The following is an 18,519-nucleotide window of genomic DNA, read 5'->3' as shown; positions in this document are numbered from 1 at the left end:
GCCGATGGATCAGAACATGTGCCGCACGCCGACCATCGCGCCGAGCTGCCCCATCCCTTCGCCCGGCGTCGTGCCGGGCCCGCCGCCGCTGACGGCGTAACGCGCATGCGCGCTGTTCCACAGATACGACGATTGCGCATAGACGGCCGTGCGCTTGCTCAGCAGATAGGTCGCGCGCAGCGTGGCCATCGTCGCGCGCGAGTCGTGCGCACTGTTGACGATCCGGTAGCCTTCGCCGTCGACGATGAAGGCGGGCTTCACCGCATACGACGCGCCGACGAAGAACAGGTCCGAATGCGCGCCGGGCGCGGCCGGCGAACCGGTCGACACGCGCCGGCCGATCCAGCCCGCGCCGATCTTCGCGCCGGCCGCCTGCGCATACGCGCTCACGTGCGCGCGCGCGTCCTTGCCGCCGCTGCTCGTGAACGGGACGGGCGCCACGCCGTCGAAGAAGTTCGCGGCCGCGCCGGTGCCGCCGCGCTGTTCCTCGTACGACGCCGCCGCACCGAAGTACGCGCTGTCGTACTTGAGCATCACCGACCAGTTGCGGCACTGGGTGGCATCGCCCGGCACCTGCCCCGCGCACGTGCCCTGTCCCGGCGAGTTGCCGGTGCCCGCGCCGTCACGGCCGAACGAATACGCGGCGCCGAGCGTCACGCCGCGATACGTGCCGATGTAGGTCACCGCGTTGTCGGCGCGACCGTTCGGCACGTACGCATCGAATGAGCCGAGCCCGTAGATGTCGGGGCCGATGATGTCCGCGCCCTGCAGCGCGAGGTAGGTCATCGTGTACTGGCGGCCGAACGCGAGCGTGCCGAAGCCGCTCTTCAGCCCGACGAACGCCTGCCGGCCGAACAGCCGGCCACCTTGGCCGAGATCGCCGCCGCGCACGTTGAAGCCGCTTTCGAGCGTGAACACCGCCTGGTAGCCGCCGCCGAGATCCTCGGTGCCGCGCAGCCCCCAGCGCGACGGCAGCTCGCCCGTCACGCCCGGCATCCGCACCACGTGGTCGCCGGCCGCGTTCGCGTGCGACACGAACTCGACGCCCGTATCGATGATCCCGTACAGCGTCACGCTCGACTGCGCATGCGCGCCCGGCGCGGCGAATGCGCAGCACGCGCCGGCGGCCAGCAGGCCGTTCCTTGTCTTCGTCTTCATTTCGTTGCGTCTCCAGACCGTGTTGAATTGCGCGCTCTGACGGCGCGCCTTGAAAAAAACGAAAACGTCAGTCGTCGGCTTGCGGGCGACGAATCAGCACGAATGCAGCGAAGGCCGCGACGAGCGTGACGGGGATGCTCGCGCCGATCACGACCGGTGCGCTGCGGCCCGCGGCCAGCAGCGTCGCGGCCGCGAGCGGCCCGACGACGGAACCGAGCCGGCCGACGGCCACCGCCGCGCCGACGCCGGTGCCGCGCATCGCGGTCGGGTAGTAGATCGCCGCGAGCGCATACAGCACCGACTGCCCGCCGACCACGAACATCCCCGCCGCGAACGCGGCTACCGCGAGCGACGCGAAACCGGGCGCGGCCGCGAGCGCGGCGAGCGACAGCACGATCCCGACATACATGCCGCCGACCACGCGCGACGCGCGCATCCGGTCGAGCGCCGCGCCGATGCCGAGCGCGCCGAGCCCCGCGCCGACGTTGAACGCGATCTGCACGAGGCCGACGTGCGCGCGATCGAGCCCGCGCGAGGCCATCAGCGACGGCAGCCAGTTCAGCAGGAAGTAGAGGACGATCAGCGTGCAGAAGTAGCTGACCCACAGCGCGACCGTCGACGTCGTGCGGCCGTCGCCGAACAGCGTCTTCCCGACGCTCGTGCGCGCCGCCGGCGTGCCGGCGACGTCGAGATACGCGCGCGATTCCGGCAGGAACCACACGAGCAGCGGCACGAGCAGCAGCGGCCCGACGCCGCCGACGTAGAAGATGTGCCGCCATTCGGTGTCGCCCGCGAGCAGCACGCCGATCAGCGACGCGATCACGCCGCCGAACGGGATCCCGCAGTACATCGTCGCGACCGCACTGCTGCGCGAGCGCGGCTCGACCGCTTCGGACGACAGCGCGATCAGGTTCGGCATCGCGCCGCCGAGGCCGATGCCGGTCAGCACGCGCACGACGACGAGCATCGCGAACGTCGATACCTGCGCGGTGGCGATCGACAGCAGCCCGAACAGCACAGCCGATGCGATCAGCACGCGCTTGCGGCCGATCCGGTCGGCGAGCCGGCCGCCGAGCATCGCGCCCGGCAGCAGCCCGAAGGTGCCCGCGCTGAACGCGATGCCCATCTGCGATACGGTCAGCCCGAATTCGCGCGCCATCCGCGGCGCGGCGACGCCGACCGACTGCAGGTCGAGCCCTTCGAGGAGTGCGATCGCGAAACACAGCGCGAGCGTGGTCGCGACCGTGGGTTTTTCGGCAACGTAGGTGTTCATCCTTGTCTCCAGTCCGATGTCTTGTAGTCGGTCGGCCGTGCAACGACCGCCGCGCGCCGCCGCCGGCCAGTGGCGAAACGGCGCGCGAGGTGTCGTCCGAACGGCTTCCTTTATCAGGAAGCCTGATTCATTGGCCGCAAAAGCGCCTGCCGGTATCGTGACCGGCCGGTCGTTGTGCGTGCTGCTTGTTGCTGCTGCTTGCTGCTTGTTGCTCGCTGTTGCCTGAGCCTGCCTTACGCGTAAATTACATCGGGATCGCGTCGCGCCGGGTCGTACAGCGCGTCGATCGTCGCCGCGCGATGCTTCTGCACGGCCGCCTGGTTCAGCGAACCCTTGTCGGTCACTTCGCCGAGATCGAGCGACGGCGGCGTGTCGATCAGCCGGATCCGCGCGACGAACGTCGAACCGCCGCTCGCGTTCCGGTTCAGCGCGGCCAGCCACGCCTCGAACGCCGCGCGTACGGCCGGCGCGCGCAGCACGTCGGTCATGGATGCGTCGGCGGCCAGCCCCGCCAGCGCACGGCATGCGTCGACGCGCGGAAACACCAGCAAGCCGATGTCGTCGCGATTGATCCCGGTGACGACCACGTCCTGCACGTACGGCGCCCCCGTCGACACCGCGTTCGCGCGCAACGGCCCGACGCTCACGAACGTGCCGCTGCTCAGCTTGAAATCCTCGGTCAGCCGCCCGTCGAACAGCAGCCCGAGTTCCGGCCGCTGCGGATCGGCGAAGACGCCCGCGTCACCGCTGCGGTAATAGCCTTCTTCGTCGAACACGTCGCGCGGATCGACGTCCGCGTGCCAGTAGCCGCGCATCACGTTCGGCCCCTTGAAGCGCAGTTCGTGCTTGCCGCCGCACGGCACGAGCTTCGCGTCGCAGCCGGGCGCGGGCAGCCCGATATAGCCGGCGCGCATCAGCGGCCCGGTCGTGAACAGGCACGACGGCGACGCCTCCGTCATCCCGAGGCCGGCCATGATCCGGATGCGCTCCCCGCAATGCGCTTCGGTCACGCGGTCGAGCCGGTCCCACGCGGCCTGCGACAGCCCCGCGCCGCCGAAGAAATACAGCTTCACGCGCGAGAAGAACGTGTCGCGCAGTTCGGCATCGCGCTCAAGCGCGGCGGTCAGCTCTTCCCAGCCCTTCGGCACGTTGAAGTAGATCGTCGGCGCGATCTCGCGCAGGTTGCGCACCGTTTCGTCGAAGCGGCCGGGCATCGGGCGGCCATCGTCGATGTACAACGTGCCGCCGTTGTACAGCGCGATGCCGAGGTTGTGACTGCCGCCGAACGTGTGATTCCACGGCAACCAGTCGACCAATACCGGTGGCTCGCGCATGAGTTCCGGCATCGTCTGGCGCAGCATCTGCTGATTGCTGCACAGCATCCGGTGCGTGGTCGGCACGGCCTTCGGCTGCTTCGTCGAACCGGATGTGAACAGGATCTTCGCGAGATGGTCGGGGCCGACTGCCGCGTGGATCGCGTCGATCGTGCGCGGGACGGTGGCGAGCAGGCGCGACAGCGGCACTGTGCGGCTTTCGACATCGGTTTGCGCATCGGCATCGCTTACGACGATCAGCGTCGCATCGGCCGGCAACGTCGCGTCGAGCGCACGCGCGAACGGCGCGCGCCCGGCGACGAACACCGCGCCCGGCCGCAGCACGCCGAGCGTATGACGTAGCTTGCCGTAGTCGGTCGACACCAGCGAATACGCGGGCGAGATCGGCGAGTACGGCACGCCGGCCAGCATCGCGGCGAACATCATCTGCAGATGCTCGAGATCGTTGCCGGACAGCACCGCGAGCGGACGCTCGGCCGTCAGCCCGAGATCGACGAGGCCCTGGCCGAGCACGCGGGCGCGTTCGAGCATCTGCGCGTACGTGATCTCGATCCAGTTCCCGTCGGCGCCGCGCCGTGCGGCCAGCACGCGGTCGGGATGCGCGTGCGCGCCGCGCACGAGGCAGTCGGTGATGCGCGTCGGGTAATCGCCGAGCGGCTCGCGCGAGCGCAGGTACCAGGTACCGTCGTCCGCGCGGCGAATCTCGGCCGCGCCGACCGCGACGGCGGCCGCGCGATAGCGCACGGCGTCGGCGCCGGCGTCGGTGTGTTGGACGACCTGAAGCGGCGCCTTCTCTGCATTCATCGTCGGCTCGCTCATATGGGGTAATGCCGCGGCGCGGTCTGCACGGTGATCCAGCGCAGCTCGGTGAATTCGGCGATCGACGCGCGGCTGCCGAAGCGGCCGTAGCCGCTCGCCTTCGTGCCGCCGAACGGCATCTGCGCTTCGTCGTGCACGGTCGGGCCGTTGACGTGGCAGATCCCCGATTCGATCCGGCGCGCGACCGCCATCGCACGTGCGATATCGCGGCTGAACACGCTCGCCGACAGCCCGAACTCGCTGTCGTTCGCGAGCGCGACCGCTTCGTCGTCGCTGTCGGCGCGCAGGATCGCGACGACCGGCGCGAACGACTCCTCGCGATAGAGCCGCATGTCGCGCGTGACGCCGTCGACGATCGCGGGCTGCATCGTCGCGCCTTCAACGCGGCAGCCGAGCGGCAGCTGCGCGCCAAGTGCACGCGCATCCTCGACCAGCGACGCCGCGCGCGCGGCGGCCGACGCATCGACCATCGTGCCGAGCGGATGGCCGGCCAGCGGATCCCCCGCGACCAGCGTGCGCGCCTTCGCGGCGAGCCGCTCCACGAGCGCATCGGCGATCGGCCGCGCGGCGATCACGCGCTCGGTCGACATGCAGATCTGCCCCTGGTTGAAGAATGCGCCGAACGCGATCGCGTCGACGGCCGCGTCTAGGTCGGCATCGTCGAGCACCAGTACCGGTGCCTTGCCGCCGAGTTCGAGCAGCACGGGTTTCAGGTGCGCGGCCGCGTGGCGCGCGATGATGCGGCCGACGTGCGTCGACCCGGTGAAGTTGATCCGCTTCACATGCGGATGCGCGATCATCCGCTCGACGAGTTCGGGCGCGTCGGGCGCCGCGTGCGTGATCACGTTGACCACGCCGGCGCCGAGCCCCGCTTCGTCCAGCACCGCGCCGATCAGCGCGTGCACGCCCGGGCACGCCTCGGACGCCTTCAGCACGACCGTGTTGCCGCATGCGAGCGGCATCGCCAGCGCACGCGTGCCGAGGATCACCGGCGCATTCCACGGCGCGATGCCGAGCACCACGCCGCACGGCACGCGCATCGCGAGCGCGAGATTGCCCGGTACGTCGGACGGGATCACGTCGCCGTTGATCTGCGTGGTCATCGACGCGGCCTCGCGCAGCATGTTCGCCGCGAGCGTCACGTTGAAGCCGAGCCAGCCGGGCGTCGCGCCGGTTTCGGCGACGCCGGTCTGAATGATTTCGTCGATGCGCGCGTCCATCAGGTCGGCCGCCTTCAGCAGCCGGCGGCGCCGCTCGGTCGGCGCGAGCGCCGCCCATGCGGGGAACGCGCGGTGCGCCGCCTCGATCGCCGCGTCGGCGTCGGCCACACCGGCCGCCGGCGAGCGCGACGCGAGCGCGCCCGTCGCGGGGTTGAAGCGGTCGAAGGTGCGGCCGTCGCGGGCGTTGCACCATTCGCCGCCGATCAGCATCCGTCTGTCGGTCATGTCGTCTCCTGCCTTGCCTGTCTCTTGCGATTACGCCGGCGGGGAAGCCGGCGGCTGCGTCCGCGCTTGTCTCAGCGCTTGTATGCCTGCAGGCCCGGCTTGATCGTCTTGTCGTCGAGGAACTGCTTCAGCCCCTGCTCGCGGCCGCGCTCCGGATCGCGCAGCTGCGCCTGGTCGAGCTTCGCATACAGGTAATCCTCGCACTGTTCCCACGTAAGCTCGCGCGAACGCTTGAAGCCGTGCTTCGCCGCGCGCAGCACGACCGGGTTCTTGTCCATCAGCCGCGCGGCGAGCGCGATCGTCGCGTCGCGCAGTTCGGCGAGCGGCACGCTGCTGTTCACGAGGCCCATTTCCGCCGCTTCCGCGCCGGTGAACGTGTCGCCGGTCATGATGTAGTGCAGCGCGCGGCGGTGGCCGACCGTGTCGGCCATCGCCTTGCTGACGAGGTTGCCCGGCGGGATGCCCCAGTTGATCTCCGACAGCCCGAACACCGCGTCGTCCGCCGCGATCGCGAGGTCGCACGCGACGAGCGGCGAGAACCCGCCGCCGAAGCACCAGCCGTTCACCATCGCGATCGTCGGCTTGTTGTACATCCGCAGGCGGCGCCACTGCCATTCCGATGCGTCGCGGCGCACCTTTTCCTGCAGCGCGTCGGAGCCGCCGTCGATCTCGCGGAAATATTCCTTCAGATCCATGCCGGCCGTCCACGCGGCGCCCGCGCCGGTCAGCACCAGTACCTTCGCCTCGTCGTCGAACTCGACCGCGTCGAGGACTTCCAGCATCTCCCGGTTCAGCGTCGGGCTCATTGCGTTGCGCTTCTCGGGGCGGTTCAGCGTCACCCACGCAATGCCGGCCTCCACTTTCACTTCAACGGTCTGCCAGCGGTTGTCGTACTTGCTCATGTCTGTTCCTGTCGTTCGTTTCCAGTGCGATTCGGTGCGCAGCCTGCCTGCTGCGGACGGCTTCATTTAATATCAGGCTACCTGATATTGCAAGCGGCACGAGCGCCGGTGTAAACCCGGAGCGGGACGCGGGGAAAGCGCTGGGGAAATCAGGGAACGGTCGGGCGAGCGCCGATGGCGCGTACGCAGCGAGCGCGGGCCTGGCGGGCCCGCGTCGTGAGAATCGGGGAAGCGGTCAGCCGCGCAGGTTGCGCGAGAACAGTTCGAGCGCGCGCTGCACGTGCGCGGCGTCGTCGGCGGAGATGTCGCCGAGCATGCGTGCTTCGACCGGTCGCAGCGCGGCTTCGCATTCGCGCAGCATCGCCGCGCCGGCGTCGGTCAGCGTCAGCAGGATGATGCGGCCGTGCGACGGGTCGGCTTCGCGCGTGACGAAACCGCGGGCGGCCATCACGCTCATCACCTCGTTCGCCGATTGCGGCGTGATCCACGAGCGTTCGGCCAGCTGCGCGTTCGACGATGCGCCGCGCGCCTCGAGCACCGACAGCGCCGTGTACTGCGCGAGCGTGATGCCGAGCGGCGCGAGCGCGTCGGTCATGTGACGGCGCAGCAGCCGGTCGAGGCCGCCGATCACGTAGGTCAGGCGCTGCGGCGCGCGCGCTTTCGGCTTGTCGGCCGGCGCGCGGGCGGCGCTTTTCGCGGCGTTCTTCACGGCGCCTGCCGTGGCGCTCGTCGCGGCGTTTTTCGGTTTCGCGGGCTTGGTCGGGGTGGAACTCATGGCGCGTGCTGGGTGGCATTGCGGGCCATCTTACCAGCAGGTCGGGGGGCGAACGCATAGTCGCGACATCACTCTCGGCGTAACTCCATGTGCTCAGTTGCCTCGGATAAGTACGAAATTAGCGGTCGGCACACCAATTAAATTACCAAAAGCAATCGATTCTCACCTTGCAAAGGGTTCGTCATTTCGCGATGAGGTAAAAGAACAGCTTCATTCAACCTTCACGTGGTGGAGTGACTGCGATACCGGAATCGACAATGGTTAATACAGGACGAAATATGCAGATTAGCCTCCCCCGAATCACCGGGCTCGCCATTCTTGTGTTTTTGCTGGTTGGCTTTTCCATTCACATGACCAGACCAAATTATGGGCGGTGTGATTTTTTCGAAAAAGAACTGAATGGCGGAAAGAAAGAATTTGGAGGCGTGGAATATTACGCAAAGTTGTGCGGCGCGAATATTCTGAATGGGCACGAAGTGAGACTTCAGCTCTTTGATGGGACTGGAGAATTGCGCGCTCGACGCTATTTTTCATACTACACAAATTCGGCAACTGAGCGAGAACTGGTAGACGGTGTCGGCGGAATTGTATATTACGATAGCTCGAGCAGTGATGTGATGCAGTTGCTTTCGATTCCGCCTACCAAATGGGATTGGATTCGCGCCCGACTGCCTTTATTTTAATTGTCATGACTGTGTGCAAAAGAGAAGCCCTCGAACCTTCACAAGCCGGGGGCTTTCGTTGTTCTGTGCCACTTCGAGTTGTGCCGCTGCTTTTCAACCAGTACGTGTCCCCGCAAATCGCGCGGTCGCCAACCCTGCACGCCGCGTCTGCGCGACGAACACGCCGCCGGCATGCGCATCGCTTCTGAGTGCTGCGTCGTCGAGCCCAACCCGCGCACTCGTCACATACAACCTGCCGTCACCATCGAGCGCCACGCAGCTCGGCTGCGCGGTCGGCACTTCAACGCGATCGGTCTCGACCCCGTCCGCCCCATAACGCACTACCCGCCTGCCACCCCACTGCGCATTCCACAGCCCGCCATCACGATCGACGAACGAGCCATCCGGGTCGCCGTCTACATCCGTCAGCCGCGCGAACGGCCGCACATTGGCCACATCGCCACCCGCGCGGTAATCGCACACGAAAATCTCGCGTACCAGCGAATCGCAGAAATACATCTTCGACCCATCCGGCGAGAACCCGATGCTGTTCGCGATCGCGGCCGCCGGCAACGCGAGCCGCTCGAGCGTGAGATCCGGATTGAGCCGATAAAACCCGCCAATCGCGCGCGGCGGCTCGGCGCCTTCGTCCTTCATCCCGAACACGAATGCGCCGAACGGATCGCAGCGGCCGTCGTTCAGCCGCGTCGCCAGCTCTCGCTCGACGTCGACGATCCGAGTAAACGCACCGCTGCGCAGATCGAAGAACGCGAGATGCGTCGCGAGCCCGACGAGCAGCACGTCCGGGTCATCGGTCAGCGCGAAGCACGCGAGCCGTTCGGGCATCGCCCACTGCGCGAGATCGGAACCGTCCGCGCGGCAGCGCCACAGGCACGCGCCTTCGATGTCGACCCAGTACAGCGCGTGCGTCCTGTCGCACCACGTCGCGCCTTCGCCGAGCGTATTGCGGCTGTCGGCCAGCAGCGTCGCCGACGCGGCCGGATGAGTCTGTTGCATGCCGTCTCCCGATATTCGTCGTATGTGCAGGCGGCCGCGCGTGGTCGAAGTCAGATCTTCATCGCGCGCCGCTGGTTGCGACGATACTGGTCGAACAGCACCGCGAGCAACAGAATTCCGCCGCGTATCAGATATTGGTAAAAGGTCGGCACGTTCAGCAGGCTCATCGCGTCCTGCACGGAGCCCATGATCAGCACGCCGACCAGCACGCCGGAAATCGTCGCGACGCCGCCCGTCAGCGACACGCCGCCGAGCACGCACGCGGAGATCACGCCGAGCTCGAGACCGACCGACGTCTTCGGGTCGCCGAGGCTCATCCGCGATGCGAGCATCACGCCGGCGAAGCCGGTCACGAGCCCCTGCAGCACGAACACCGCGATCTTGATGCGCATCACCGGCAGCCCCGCGAGCAACGCGGCCTCGCCGTTGCCGCCGACGGCCAGCACGTTCTTGCCGAACACCGTCTTGCGCAGCAAAAATCCGAACACGACGAAGCCGACGATGTTGCTCCAGATCGGATACGAGATCCCGAGGAACGACCCGCCGCCGAGATCGAAGAAGCGCTCTTCCGAGATCATCACCGCGTCGCCGTTCGACGTGATGAACGCGAGCCCGCGCACGACTTCCATCATCGCGAGCGTGACGATCAGCGAGTTGATCCGCCAGCGCGCGATCAGCACGCCGTTCACGAGCCCGACCGCGCCGCCCGCGAGGATGCCGGCCGCGACACCGAGCACGACGCTGTGCGTCGCGGTGATCAGCGTCGACGCGACGACGCCCGAGAACGCGACGATCGACGCGACCGACAAGTCGACCTCGCCGAGCGCGAGCACGAACATCATGGTCACCGCGATCGAGCCGATCAGCGTGACCGACAGCAGCAGGCCCTGGATGTTGCGCGGCGTGAGGAAGTCCGGCACGGTCAGCGACAGCACCGCGAACAGCACGAGAAACACCATCACGATGCCGGAGCGGTTGATCAACTGCCACACGCCGCCGCGTGGGCGCGCGGGCGCAGCCGCGGCGGCGGCATCCGGGGACGGGGAAGTACGTTGGGGTTGCATTGCCTGGCTCATATCAGTTCATTCCGGTTGACTGCATGCCGCTCAGCGCGGCAGCGCGAGCTTGATCAGCGCATCGGGCGTCGCCTGCGCCTTCGCGACCTCGCCCGCGATCCGTCCTTCCTTCATCACGATGATGCGGTCCGCCACGCCGATCACCTCGGCCAGATCGCTCGACACGATGATCACGGTGCGGCCCGCTTCCGCGAGTTCGTAGAACAGGTTGTAGATTTCCGCGCGCGCGCCGACGTCGATGCCGCGCGTCGGCTCGTCCATCAGGAACACGTCGATGCGTTCGGCCAGCCAGCGCGCGAGCACGACCTTCTGCTGGTTGCCGCCCGACAGCGCGCCGATCGGCGTGTCGCCGTCGCGGGTCTTGATCGCGAGGCGCTCGATGTATTTCTGCGCGAGTTCGCGTTCGCGCCGCGCGTCGAGCAGCATGCGCGCCGGGCTGAAGTGACGGCGCGCGCTGATGTTCAGGTTGTCGGCCACCGACGCGATCGCGACGATGCCTTCCTGCTTGCGGTCTTCCGGGCACAGCGCGATGCCGGCGCGCACCGCGTGGCGCGGGCTCGCGAACGCGACGCGCTTGCCGCCCAGCTCGACGTGGCCGCCGCTCGGACGCGCCGCGCCGTACAGCAGCTTCATCAGCTCCGAGCGGCCCGCGCCGACGAGCCCGAAGAAGCCGACGATCTCGCCGCGCCGCGCGGCGAACGACACCGGCTCCGACAAGCCCGGCCCGATCAGCCCCTTCGCCTCGATCAGCACGTCGCCGGCCGCACGCGGCCGGTAGCCGTACACGTCCTCGATCGAGCGGCCGACCATGCAGCCGATCAGCCGGTCGCGATCGAGATCGGCAACCGATTCGAACGTCTCGATCCGCCGGCCGTCGCGAAACACCGTCACGCGATCGCACAGCGCGTCGACTTCTTCCATGCGGTGCGTGACGTAGATGATCGCGCGCCCTTCCGCGCGCAGCGAACGGATGATCCGGAACAGCTGCGTCGTTTCGCGCGCGGACAGCGAGCTCGTCGGTTCGTCGAACGCGATCACGCGCGCGTCGCGCATCAGCGCCTTGCCGATCTCGATCATCTGGCGCTGACCGATCGACAGGTACTTCACGGGAATGTCCGGATCGATGTGCTCGCCGAGCCGCTCCAGCGCGTCGAGCGCACGCGCGGCGAGCGCACGTTCGTCCACCACGCCGAGCCGGCTCGGCAGTTGCCCGAGCATCAGGTTTTCGGCGACCGTCAGCTCCGGCACCAGATGCAGCTCCTGGTAGATGATCGCGATGCCGGCCTCGAGCGCCGCGCGCGTCGATGCAAAGCGCTGCACCGTGCCGTTCAGCGTCAGCGTGCCGGCCTGCGGCTGGTTCACGCCGGACAGCACCTTCAGCAGCGTCGATTTGCCCGCGCCGTTCTCGCCCATCAACCCGTGCACCTCGCCCGCGCGCACCGACAGCGACACGGCGTCGAGCGCGCGCACGCCGGGGAACGTCACCGTGATGCCGTCGAGCGCGAGCAGCGCGCCGCCGCGCGGCGCACCGTCGACTGCAACTGCAACTGCATCGGCACCGGCTTGCGCCACGGTGTCGTTGCCGCGCACGGCCGTGATCGTCTGCATCGTCATCGCGTTCTCGCCTCGCCCCGCTCAAATACCGAGTTCGGCGCGCACGGCCTGCCAGTTCGCGCGCGTCATCAGCTTGCCGCTCGTCTGCGTGTCGGCCGGCGGCGCCTTGCCGTTGCGGATCCAGTCGACGAGGTTCTGCGTGCTGTCCTTGCCGTGGTTCGTCGAGCTGACCGCGATCGTCCCGTAGAAGCCGGTCGGCTCCTTCTTCTGGAATTCGGCGAACGCCTCGCCCGCGCCGTTGATGCCGACACCGATCACGTCTGCCGCCGGGATGTGCAGCTGTTCGGTCGCGCGCACCGCGCCGAGCACGGTCTCCTCGTTCAGCGCGTAGACCACCCACTTCTTGATGTTCGGATGACGCGCGAGCACGGGCGCGGCCGCGCTGAAGCCGCCTTCGTCGTCGGTCGTCTTCTGCGGCGCGTCGAAGATGTTGTCCTTGCGGAAGCCGTTCGCGAGCAGCGCCTGCGTCGCGCCGTCGGTGCGCAGCTTCGCGGTCGGCAGTTCGTTGTTGGTGATGCGCAGCGCGCCGACTTCCTCTGGCTTCCAGCCGCGCCGCTTCATCTCGTCGGCGATCGCCTGACCGACCTGGTTGCCGATCTTGGTCGCCGACATCCCGAGGTGCGGCACGTTCGGCAGCGGCTTGCCGGTCGAGTCGACGAGCTGGTCGTCCACCGTCACGAACTTCATGTTGTAGCGCTTCGCGCGCGACGCGATCGCCGGCCCGAGGCGCACGTCGGGCGCGCAGATCACGAAGCCCTGCGCGCCTTGCGAGCCGAGGTTGTCGATCGCGGCGAGCACCTTCTCGCCGTCCGGCGTGCCGATCTTCACGACCGAGAAGTTCTCCTTCTGGCCGAGCGCGGACGCGGCGTTCTGCTCGTTGATGAACCATGCCTGCTCGGGCATCTTCACCAGGAAGCCGATCTTCAGCGGCGCATCGGCGTGCGCGGCGCCCGTCATCCCGAGCGGCGCGATGCAAAGCGCGGCCAGCAGCGCGCGCAGGGTGTGGCGGCGGATCGTCTGATTCGTGCGGTTCATGCGGTGTCTCCTTGTATTGGCTTGGGTCTTCAACATCCGTCGTGGCGGGTCGCGCTCGCGGTGGCGCGTGCCGTCACTGCGTCAGCGGCCGAACGCGTCGGTCCCGACGCGCCGCCCGAACAGGAACGCATCGGCGACGAGCCGCAACGGCCGTACGTCGACGTCGCTTTCGCCGCGCGCGATCAGCGCGCGGAAGTGCGCATACAGCGCCGGATACTCGCGCTCGGGCCCGATCTCGACCGGCTCGCCGTCGATCGACAGTTGCGCGCCGCCGCGGCTGATCGCGAGCACGCCGTCCGACGTGTCGACCGCGATCTCCCATTGCTCGACGGGGCCGTGCCGCCAGTCGAATTCCGCGCGCACGGGCACGCCGTCGGTATCCGTGCAATCGAGTTCGGCCGCGATCGGCATTTGTGCGTCGCTCGGCACGTAGAGCGTCGCCTCGCGCAGCACGAGCTCGCGCGGCAGGATTCGGGTGACGATCGACAGCGCGTTGATGCCGGGATCGAACACGCCGAGGCCGCCGGGCTCCCAGATCCACTGCTGCCCCGGATGCCAGCGCCGCACGTCTTCCTTCCAGCGCACCTGCACCGCGCGGATCGTGCGCGCAGCGAGCCACGCGCGCGCCGGTTCCACCGCGCTCGCGCAGCGCGAATGCCAGGTCGCGAACAGCGTGAGGCCACGCTCGCGCGCGAGCGCGTCCAGCACGGCCACTTCGCCGAGCGTCGCGCCCGGCGGCTTCTCGAGCATCACGTGCTTGCCGGCTTCGAGCGCCGCGCGCGCCTGCGCGTAGCGCACCTGCGGCGGCGCGCACAGCGATACCGCGTCGAGTTCGCGCTCGGCAGCCAGCAGCGCGTTCAGATCCGGATAATTGCGCACGCCGTCGACTTCCGCGTGACGGCTCGCACAGGCAGTCAACGCGAATCCCGGTTCGGCGGCGATTGCCGGCAGATGCTGGTCGCGCGCGATCTTGCCGATCCCGATCACGCCCAGCGAAATCACCTTGCTCATTTGCGTTTCTCCTTCGCCATTCGCTCAGCGCGCCCAGCGCAGCACGAGCGGATCGAGCCGGCGCGCGATCGCGAGCAATTCCGCGCGCGTGTCCGGGTGCAGTTCCGGCATCGGATGCCGCGGCCGCTCGCACGCGATCACGCCGCCTTCGCGCATCAGCGCCTTCGCGGTGAGGATCCCGGACTGGCGGTTCTCGTGATTGATCAGCGGCAGCCACGTCTGGTAATGCGCGAACGCATCGTCGTGACGGCCTTCGCGCCATGCTTCGAGGATCGGCCGGATGCCGTCCGGGAAGCCGCCGCCCGTCATCGCGCCGGTCGCGCCAGCATGCAGATCGGCGAGCAGCGTGATCGCCTCCTCGCCGTCCCACGGCCCCTCGATCGCATCGCCGCCGAGCCGGATCAACTCGCGCAGCTTGTTCGCCGCGCCTGGCGTCTCGATCTTGAAGTACGCAACCTGTTCGATCTCGCGGGCCATCCGCGCGAGGAACGGCGCGGACAGCGGCGTGCCGCTCGCCGGCGCGTCCTGGATCATGATCGGGATGTCGATCGCATCCGACACGCGCGCGAAGAAGTCGAAGATCTGCGCTTCCGGCACGCGGAACGTCGCGCCGTGATACGGCGGCATCGTCATCACCATCGCCGCGCCGAGCTGCTGCGCGCGCAGGCTGCGCGCCGCGCAGACCTGCGTGCTGTAGTGCGACGTCGTGACGATCACCGGCACGCGGCCCGCGACGTGTTCGAGGATCGTGCGCGTGAGCACGTCGCGTTCGTCGTCGGTGATCGCGAACTGCTCGGAGAAGTTCGCGAGGATGCACAGCCCGTCCGAGCCCGCGTCGATCATGAAATCGACCGCGCGCTTCTGACTCGCGAGGTCGAGCTCGCCGGTATCGGAAAACGTCGTCGGGACGACGGGAAAGATGCCGCGATAGCGCGGTGTGCTGCTCGATGTCATGGTGGGTCCTGCGTCAGTCGAATCGGCGTTCAGCCGGAAAACAAGGCGTTCAGGATTCGCGGGCGAATGCGCCCGCGGCCGGCTCGGGCGTGCGCAGCGCAGCCCGGACCACGAACGTCATCAGCACCGCGAACAGCAGCGTCGCCGCGAGAAAGTACAGGCCGGCCGCGAGGCTGCCGGTCGACGCCTTGATCAGCCCGATCCCGTACGGCCCGAAGTAGCCGCCGAGATTCGCAAGCGAATTGATCGCGGCGATGCCGACCGCGGCGCTCGTGCCGGCCAGGAATTCGCCGGGCAGCGCCCACACGACGGCCTGGATCGAATACAGCGAAAACGCGGTGAAGCAGATGAACATGAATTGCAGCGCCGGTTGCTGCACCCATGCGCTCGCGGCCATCGTCACGGCGGCCGCCGCCGACACGACGACGATGTGCCAGTAGCGCTCGCGCTTGCGGTCCGAATGGCGCGGCACGACGAGCAGGCCGACCACCGCGAACAGGTACGGCACGGCGGACAGCAGGCCGGTCGCCGCATCGCCGGTGCCGAACGCATGGATGATCGTCGGCAGCCACAGCGACAGCCCGTAGATGCACAGCGGAAACGGCAGGAACAGCGCGGCGAGCAGCAGCACGCGGCGGTCGCGCAACGCGGCGAGCGGATTGCGGTGCGAATCGGGGCGATAGGCGTCGCGGTCGGCGGCGAGCTGCCGCGCGATCCAGCGGCGTTCGTCGTCGTTCAGCCAGCGCGCATGCGCGGGCGATTCGGGCAGCAGCCGCAGCGTCGGCAACGCGAGCAGCACGGCCGGCAAGCCGCTGACGACGAACAGCGTCTGCCAGTCCGACAGGCCGAACCACCCGTGCGTCGACAGCAGCCATCCGGCGAGCGGCCCGGTCACGATGCCGGCGAGCGGCTGCGCGAGCACGAGCAGACCGATCACGCGGGCGCGGTCTCGCATCGGGAACCATTGCGTGAGGAAGTACAGGATGCCGGGATAGAGGCCGGCTTCGGCCGCGCCGAGCAGGAAGCGCAGCACGTAGAAGCTGGTCGGCCCCTGCACGAGCGCCATCGCCATCGTGATCACGCCCCAGGTCGCGAGGATGCGCGCGAACCACACGCGTGCGCCGAAGCGTCCGAGCGCGAGGTTGCTCGGCACCTCGCACAGGAAGTAGCCGATGAAGAAGAGTCCCGCGCCGAGCCCGTATGCGGCATCGCCGAGGCCGACCGCCGCGTTCATGTGGAGCTTCGCGAAGCCGACGACGGTACGGTCGACGTACGCGACCACATAGATCAGCGCGAGGAACGGCACGAGCTTGCGCGTGAGCAGGCGGGTCAATTGCCGTTCGTCGACGGCTGCCGGTGAATCGGACTGGTCCGCCGCGGCGTGCGCGGGCGTGTACTGCGTCGTCATCTTGTCTCCTGTCAGCCCACGTTGGCGCTTGCGCGCTTGCGTCGGCCCATGCGTCGCGGTCGGCCATCATCTGCACGTGAACGCTTGCGCAACTCTCTTCCTTCGCGCCCGATCACATCCGGCGCGTCGCTGTGTTTCCCTCAGGCCCCGCCGCAGTCCTTTTCCGTATGCCCGTGCCTGCCGCTCAATGCGAATGGCTCGGCACCTCCGCGCCACGCGTGCCGACCAGGAAGTCGAGGTCGCACCCCTCGTCGGCCTGCAGCACGTGATCGATATACAGTCGCGCATAACCGCCCTTGCCCAACTGTCCGGCCACGCCCGGTGCCGCATTCGGATCGACGTCCGACAGGCGGCGCTGCAGTTCGTCATCCGAAATGTCGAGATGCAGCGTGCCGGCCTCGCAGTCGAGTTCGATCCAGTCGCCGTTGCGCACCGCGGCGAGCGGGCCGCCGGCAGCCGCTTCCGGCGCGACATGCAGCACGACCGTGCCGTACGCGGTGCCGCTCATCCGCGCGTCGGAAATCCGCACCATGTCCTTCACGCCCTGGCGCAGCAGCTTCGGCGGCAGCCCCATGTTGCCGACCTCGGCCATCCCCGGATACCCGCGCGGCCCGCAGTTCTTCAGCACGAGCACCGAGCTGGCATCGACGTCGAGCGCTTCGTCGTTGATCGTCGCCTTGTAGTGTTCGAGGTTCTCGAACACCACCGCGCGGCCGCGATGCTTGAGCAGTTCGGGGCTCGCCGCCGACGGCTTGAGCACCGCGCCGCGCGGCGCGAGATTGCCGCGCAGGATGCAGATCCCGCCGTCTGCGATCAGCGGCCGGTCGAGCGGGCGGATCACCTCGTCGTCGTAGTTCGGCGCTTCGCGCACGTTGTCCCACAGCGACTTGCCGTTCACCGTCAGCGCGTCGGGGTGCGGCAGCAGGCCGCCTTCGCCGAGCCGGCGCAGCACGGCCGGCAGGCCGCCCGCGTAATAGAACTCCTCCATCAGGAAGCGCCCGGACGGCATCAAATCGACGATCGTCGGCGTGTCGCGGCCGATGCGCATCCAGTCTTCCAGTTCGAGCGGCACACCGATGCGCCCCGCGATCGCCTTCAGGTGGATCACCGCATTGGTCGAGCCGCCGATCGCCGCGTTCGCGCGGATCGCGTTCTCGAACGCGGCGCGCGTCAGCACCTTCGACAACGCGAGCCCTTCGAGCGCCATCTCGACGATACGGATTCCTGACATGTGCGCGAGCACGTAGCGACGCGAATCGACGGCGGGAATCGCCGCGTTGTGCGGCAGCGCGACGCCGAGCGCCTCGGCCATGCACGCCATCGTCGACGCGGTGCCCATCGTGTTGCAGGTGCCGGCCGAGCGCGACATGCCGGCTTCGGCGGACAGGAAGTGATGCAGGTCGATCTCGCCGGCCTTCAGCGCTTCGTGCAGTTGCCACACGGCCGTGCCCGAGCCGATGTTCTTGCCCTCGAGCTTGCCGTTCAGCATCGGGCCGCCCGACACGACGATCGCCGGCACGTCGCAGCTCGCGGCGCCCATCAGCAGCGCGGGCGTCGTCTTGTCGCAGCCGGCGAGCAGCACGACCGCGTCGATTGGGTTGCCGCGGATCGCTTCCTCGACGTCCATCGATGCAAGATTGCGCGTGAGCATCGCCGAGGGCCGCAGGTTCGATTCGCCGTTCGAGAACACCGGGAACTCGACCGGGAAGCCGCCCGCCTCGGAGATCCCGCGCTTCACGTGCTCGGCGAGCTTGCGGAAGTGCGCGTTGCACGGCGTCAGTTCGGACCACGTATTGCAGATGCCGATGATGGGCCGACCGTCGAATTCGTGATCGGGGATGCCCTGGTTCTTCATCCAGCTCCGGTACATGAAGCCGTTCTTGTCGTTCGTGCCGAACCATTGGGCGGAGCGCAGCCTGGGTTTTGTTGCCGACATCGTCAGTCCTGTGGTGACGGGATACCGACGCAGTCTAGGGAGAATTTTGATAACTCGCTAATGACGTTTTAGGCGATTACGATATCGATTCCGATATCGA

Annotated in this window: 15 protein-coding genes; 1 reads left to right on the top strand and 14 read right to left on the bottom strand. The window is 68.0% G+C overall.

What is annotated here, in order from left to right; translation table 11 throughout:
* Nucleotides 1-9 precede the first annotated feature (9 nt).
* The 6 genes from O1Q03_RS10380 to O1Q03_RS10355 form a co-directional block, all read right to left on the bottom strand.
* Nucleotides 10-1,158 carry a porin gene (locus tag O1Q03_RS10380; RefSeq protein WP_269503211.1) on the bottom strand — a complete coding sequence of 383 codons (1,149 nt, stop codon included), beginning with the start codon at nucleotides 1,156-1,158 and terminating at the stop codon, nucleotides 10-12.
* A gap of 67 nt (nucleotides 1,159-1,225) precedes the next feature.
* Entirely contained in the window at nucleotides 1,226-2,431 is a 1,206-nt protein-coding gene (gene mhpT / locus O1Q03_RS10375) for a 3-(3-hydroxy-phenyl)propionate transporter MhpT (RefSeq protein ID WP_269503210.1), read from the bottom strand.
* A gap of 233 nt (nucleotides 2,432-2,664) precedes the next feature.
* Nucleotides 2,665-4,569, bottom strand: coding sequence for a feruloyl-CoA synthase (locus O1Q03_RS10370; RefSeq protein WP_269503209.1), 1,905 nt, complete (start codon nucleotides 4,567-4,569; stop codon nucleotides 2,665-2,667).
* An 11-nt stretch (nucleotides 4,570-4,580) separates the two neighbouring features.
* Nucleotides 4,581-6,029: an aldehyde dehydrogenase gene (locus O1Q03_RS10365; RefSeq protein WP_269503208.1), complete on the bottom strand. Its 1,449-nt coding sequence runs from the start codon at nucleotides 6,027-6,029 to the stop codon at nucleotides 4,581-4,583.
* 71 nt (nucleotides 6,030-6,100) lie between these two features.
* Nucleotides 6,101-6,931 (bottom strand): p-hydroxycinnamoyl CoA hydratase/lyase, encoded by an 831-nt coding sequence (locus O1Q03_RS10360; RefSeq protein WP_011548805.1) that lies wholly within the window; start codon nucleotides 6,929-6,931, stop codon nucleotides 6,101-6,103.
* 235 nt (nucleotides 6,932-7,166) lie between these two features.
* Nucleotides 7,167-7,706 carry a MarR family winged helix-turn-helix transcriptional regulator gene (locus tag O1Q03_RS10355; RefSeq protein ID WP_269503207.1) on the bottom strand — a complete coding sequence of 180 codons (540 nt, stop codon included), beginning with the start codon at nucleotides 7,704-7,706 and terminating at the stop codon, nucleotides 7,167-7,169.
* Between the two features lie 257 nt (nucleotides 7,707-7,963).
* On the opposite strand from O1Q03_RS10355, the gene O1Q03_RS10350 reads away from it, so the two are divergent.
* Nucleotides 7,964-8,389: a hypothetical protein gene (locus O1Q03_RS10350; protein ID WP_269503205.1), complete on the top strand. Its 426-nt coding sequence runs from the start codon at nucleotides 7,964-7,966 to the stop codon at nucleotides 8,387-8,389.
* A 93-nt stretch (nucleotides 8,390-8,482) separates the two neighbouring features.
* Here the strand turns inward: O1Q03_RS10350 and O1Q03_RS10345 are convergent, their stop codons facing one another.
* From O1Q03_RS10345 to O1Q03_RS10310, 8 genes are all read right to left on the bottom strand, one after another.
* Nucleotides 8,483-9,385: an SMP-30/gluconolactonase/LRE family protein gene (locus tag O1Q03_RS10345; protein ID WP_269503204.1), complete on the bottom strand. Its 903-nt coding sequence runs from the start codon at nucleotides 9,383-9,385 to the stop codon at nucleotides 8,483-8,485.
* 50 nt (nucleotides 9,386-9,435) lie between these two features.
* Entirely contained in the window at nucleotides 9,436-10,461 is a 1,026-nt protein-coding gene (gene araH / locus O1Q03_RS10340) for an L-arabinose ABC transporter permease AraH (RefSeq protein ID WP_269503203.1), read from the bottom strand.
* 30 nt (nucleotides 10,462-10,491) lie between these two features.
* Complete coding sequence (araG, locus tag O1Q03_RS10335) at nucleotides 10,492-12,075, bottom strand: L-arabinose ABC transporter ATP-binding protein AraG (protein ID WP_269503202.1); 1,584 nt, start codon at nucleotides 12,073-12,075, stop codon at nucleotides 10,492-10,494.
* A gap of 21 nt (nucleotides 12,076-12,096) precedes the next feature.
* Nucleotides 12,097-13,110: an arabinose ABC transporter substrate-binding protein gene (locus O1Q03_RS10330; RefSeq protein ID WP_269503200.1), complete on the bottom strand. Its 1,014-nt coding sequence runs from the start codon at nucleotides 13,108-13,110 to the stop codon at nucleotides 12,097-12,099.
* Between the two features lie 81 nt (nucleotides 13,111-13,191).
* Entirely contained in the window at nucleotides 13,192-14,121 is a 930-nt protein-coding gene (locus O1Q03_RS10325) for a Gfo/Idh/MocA family protein (RefSeq protein ID WP_269503199.1), read from the bottom strand.
* Between the two features lie 24 nt (nucleotides 14,122-14,145).
* Nucleotides 14,146-15,075 carry a dihydrodipicolinate synthase family protein gene (locus O1Q03_RS10320; protein ID WP_269503198.1) on the bottom strand — a complete coding sequence of 310 codons (930 nt, stop codon included), beginning with the start codon at nucleotides 15,073-15,075 and terminating at the stop codon, nucleotides 14,146-14,148.
* Nucleotides 15,076-15,124: 49 nt separating this feature from the next.
* Complete coding sequence (locus O1Q03_RS10315; RefSeq protein WP_269503197.1) at nucleotides 15,125-16,483, bottom strand: MFS transporter; 1,359 nt, start codon at nucleotides 16,481-16,483, stop codon at nucleotides 15,125-15,127.
* Nucleotides 16,484-16,667: 184 nt separating this feature from the next.
* Nucleotides 16,668-18,419 carry an IlvD/Edd family dehydratase gene (locus tag O1Q03_RS10310; protein ID WP_269503196.1) on the bottom strand — a complete coding sequence of 584 codons (1,752 nt, stop codon included), beginning with the start codon at nucleotides 18,417-18,419 and terminating at the stop codon, nucleotides 16,668-16,670.
* Between the last annotated feature and the right edge of the window lie 100 nt (nucleotides 18,420-18,519).

The organism is Burkholderia sp. IMCC1007 (assembly GCF_027257875.1).
Lineage (GTDB): Bacteria > Pseudomonadota > Gammaproteobacteria > Burkholderiales > Burkholderiaceae > Burkholderia.
This window is presented reverse-complemented; position numbering and strand designations above follow the sequence as displayed.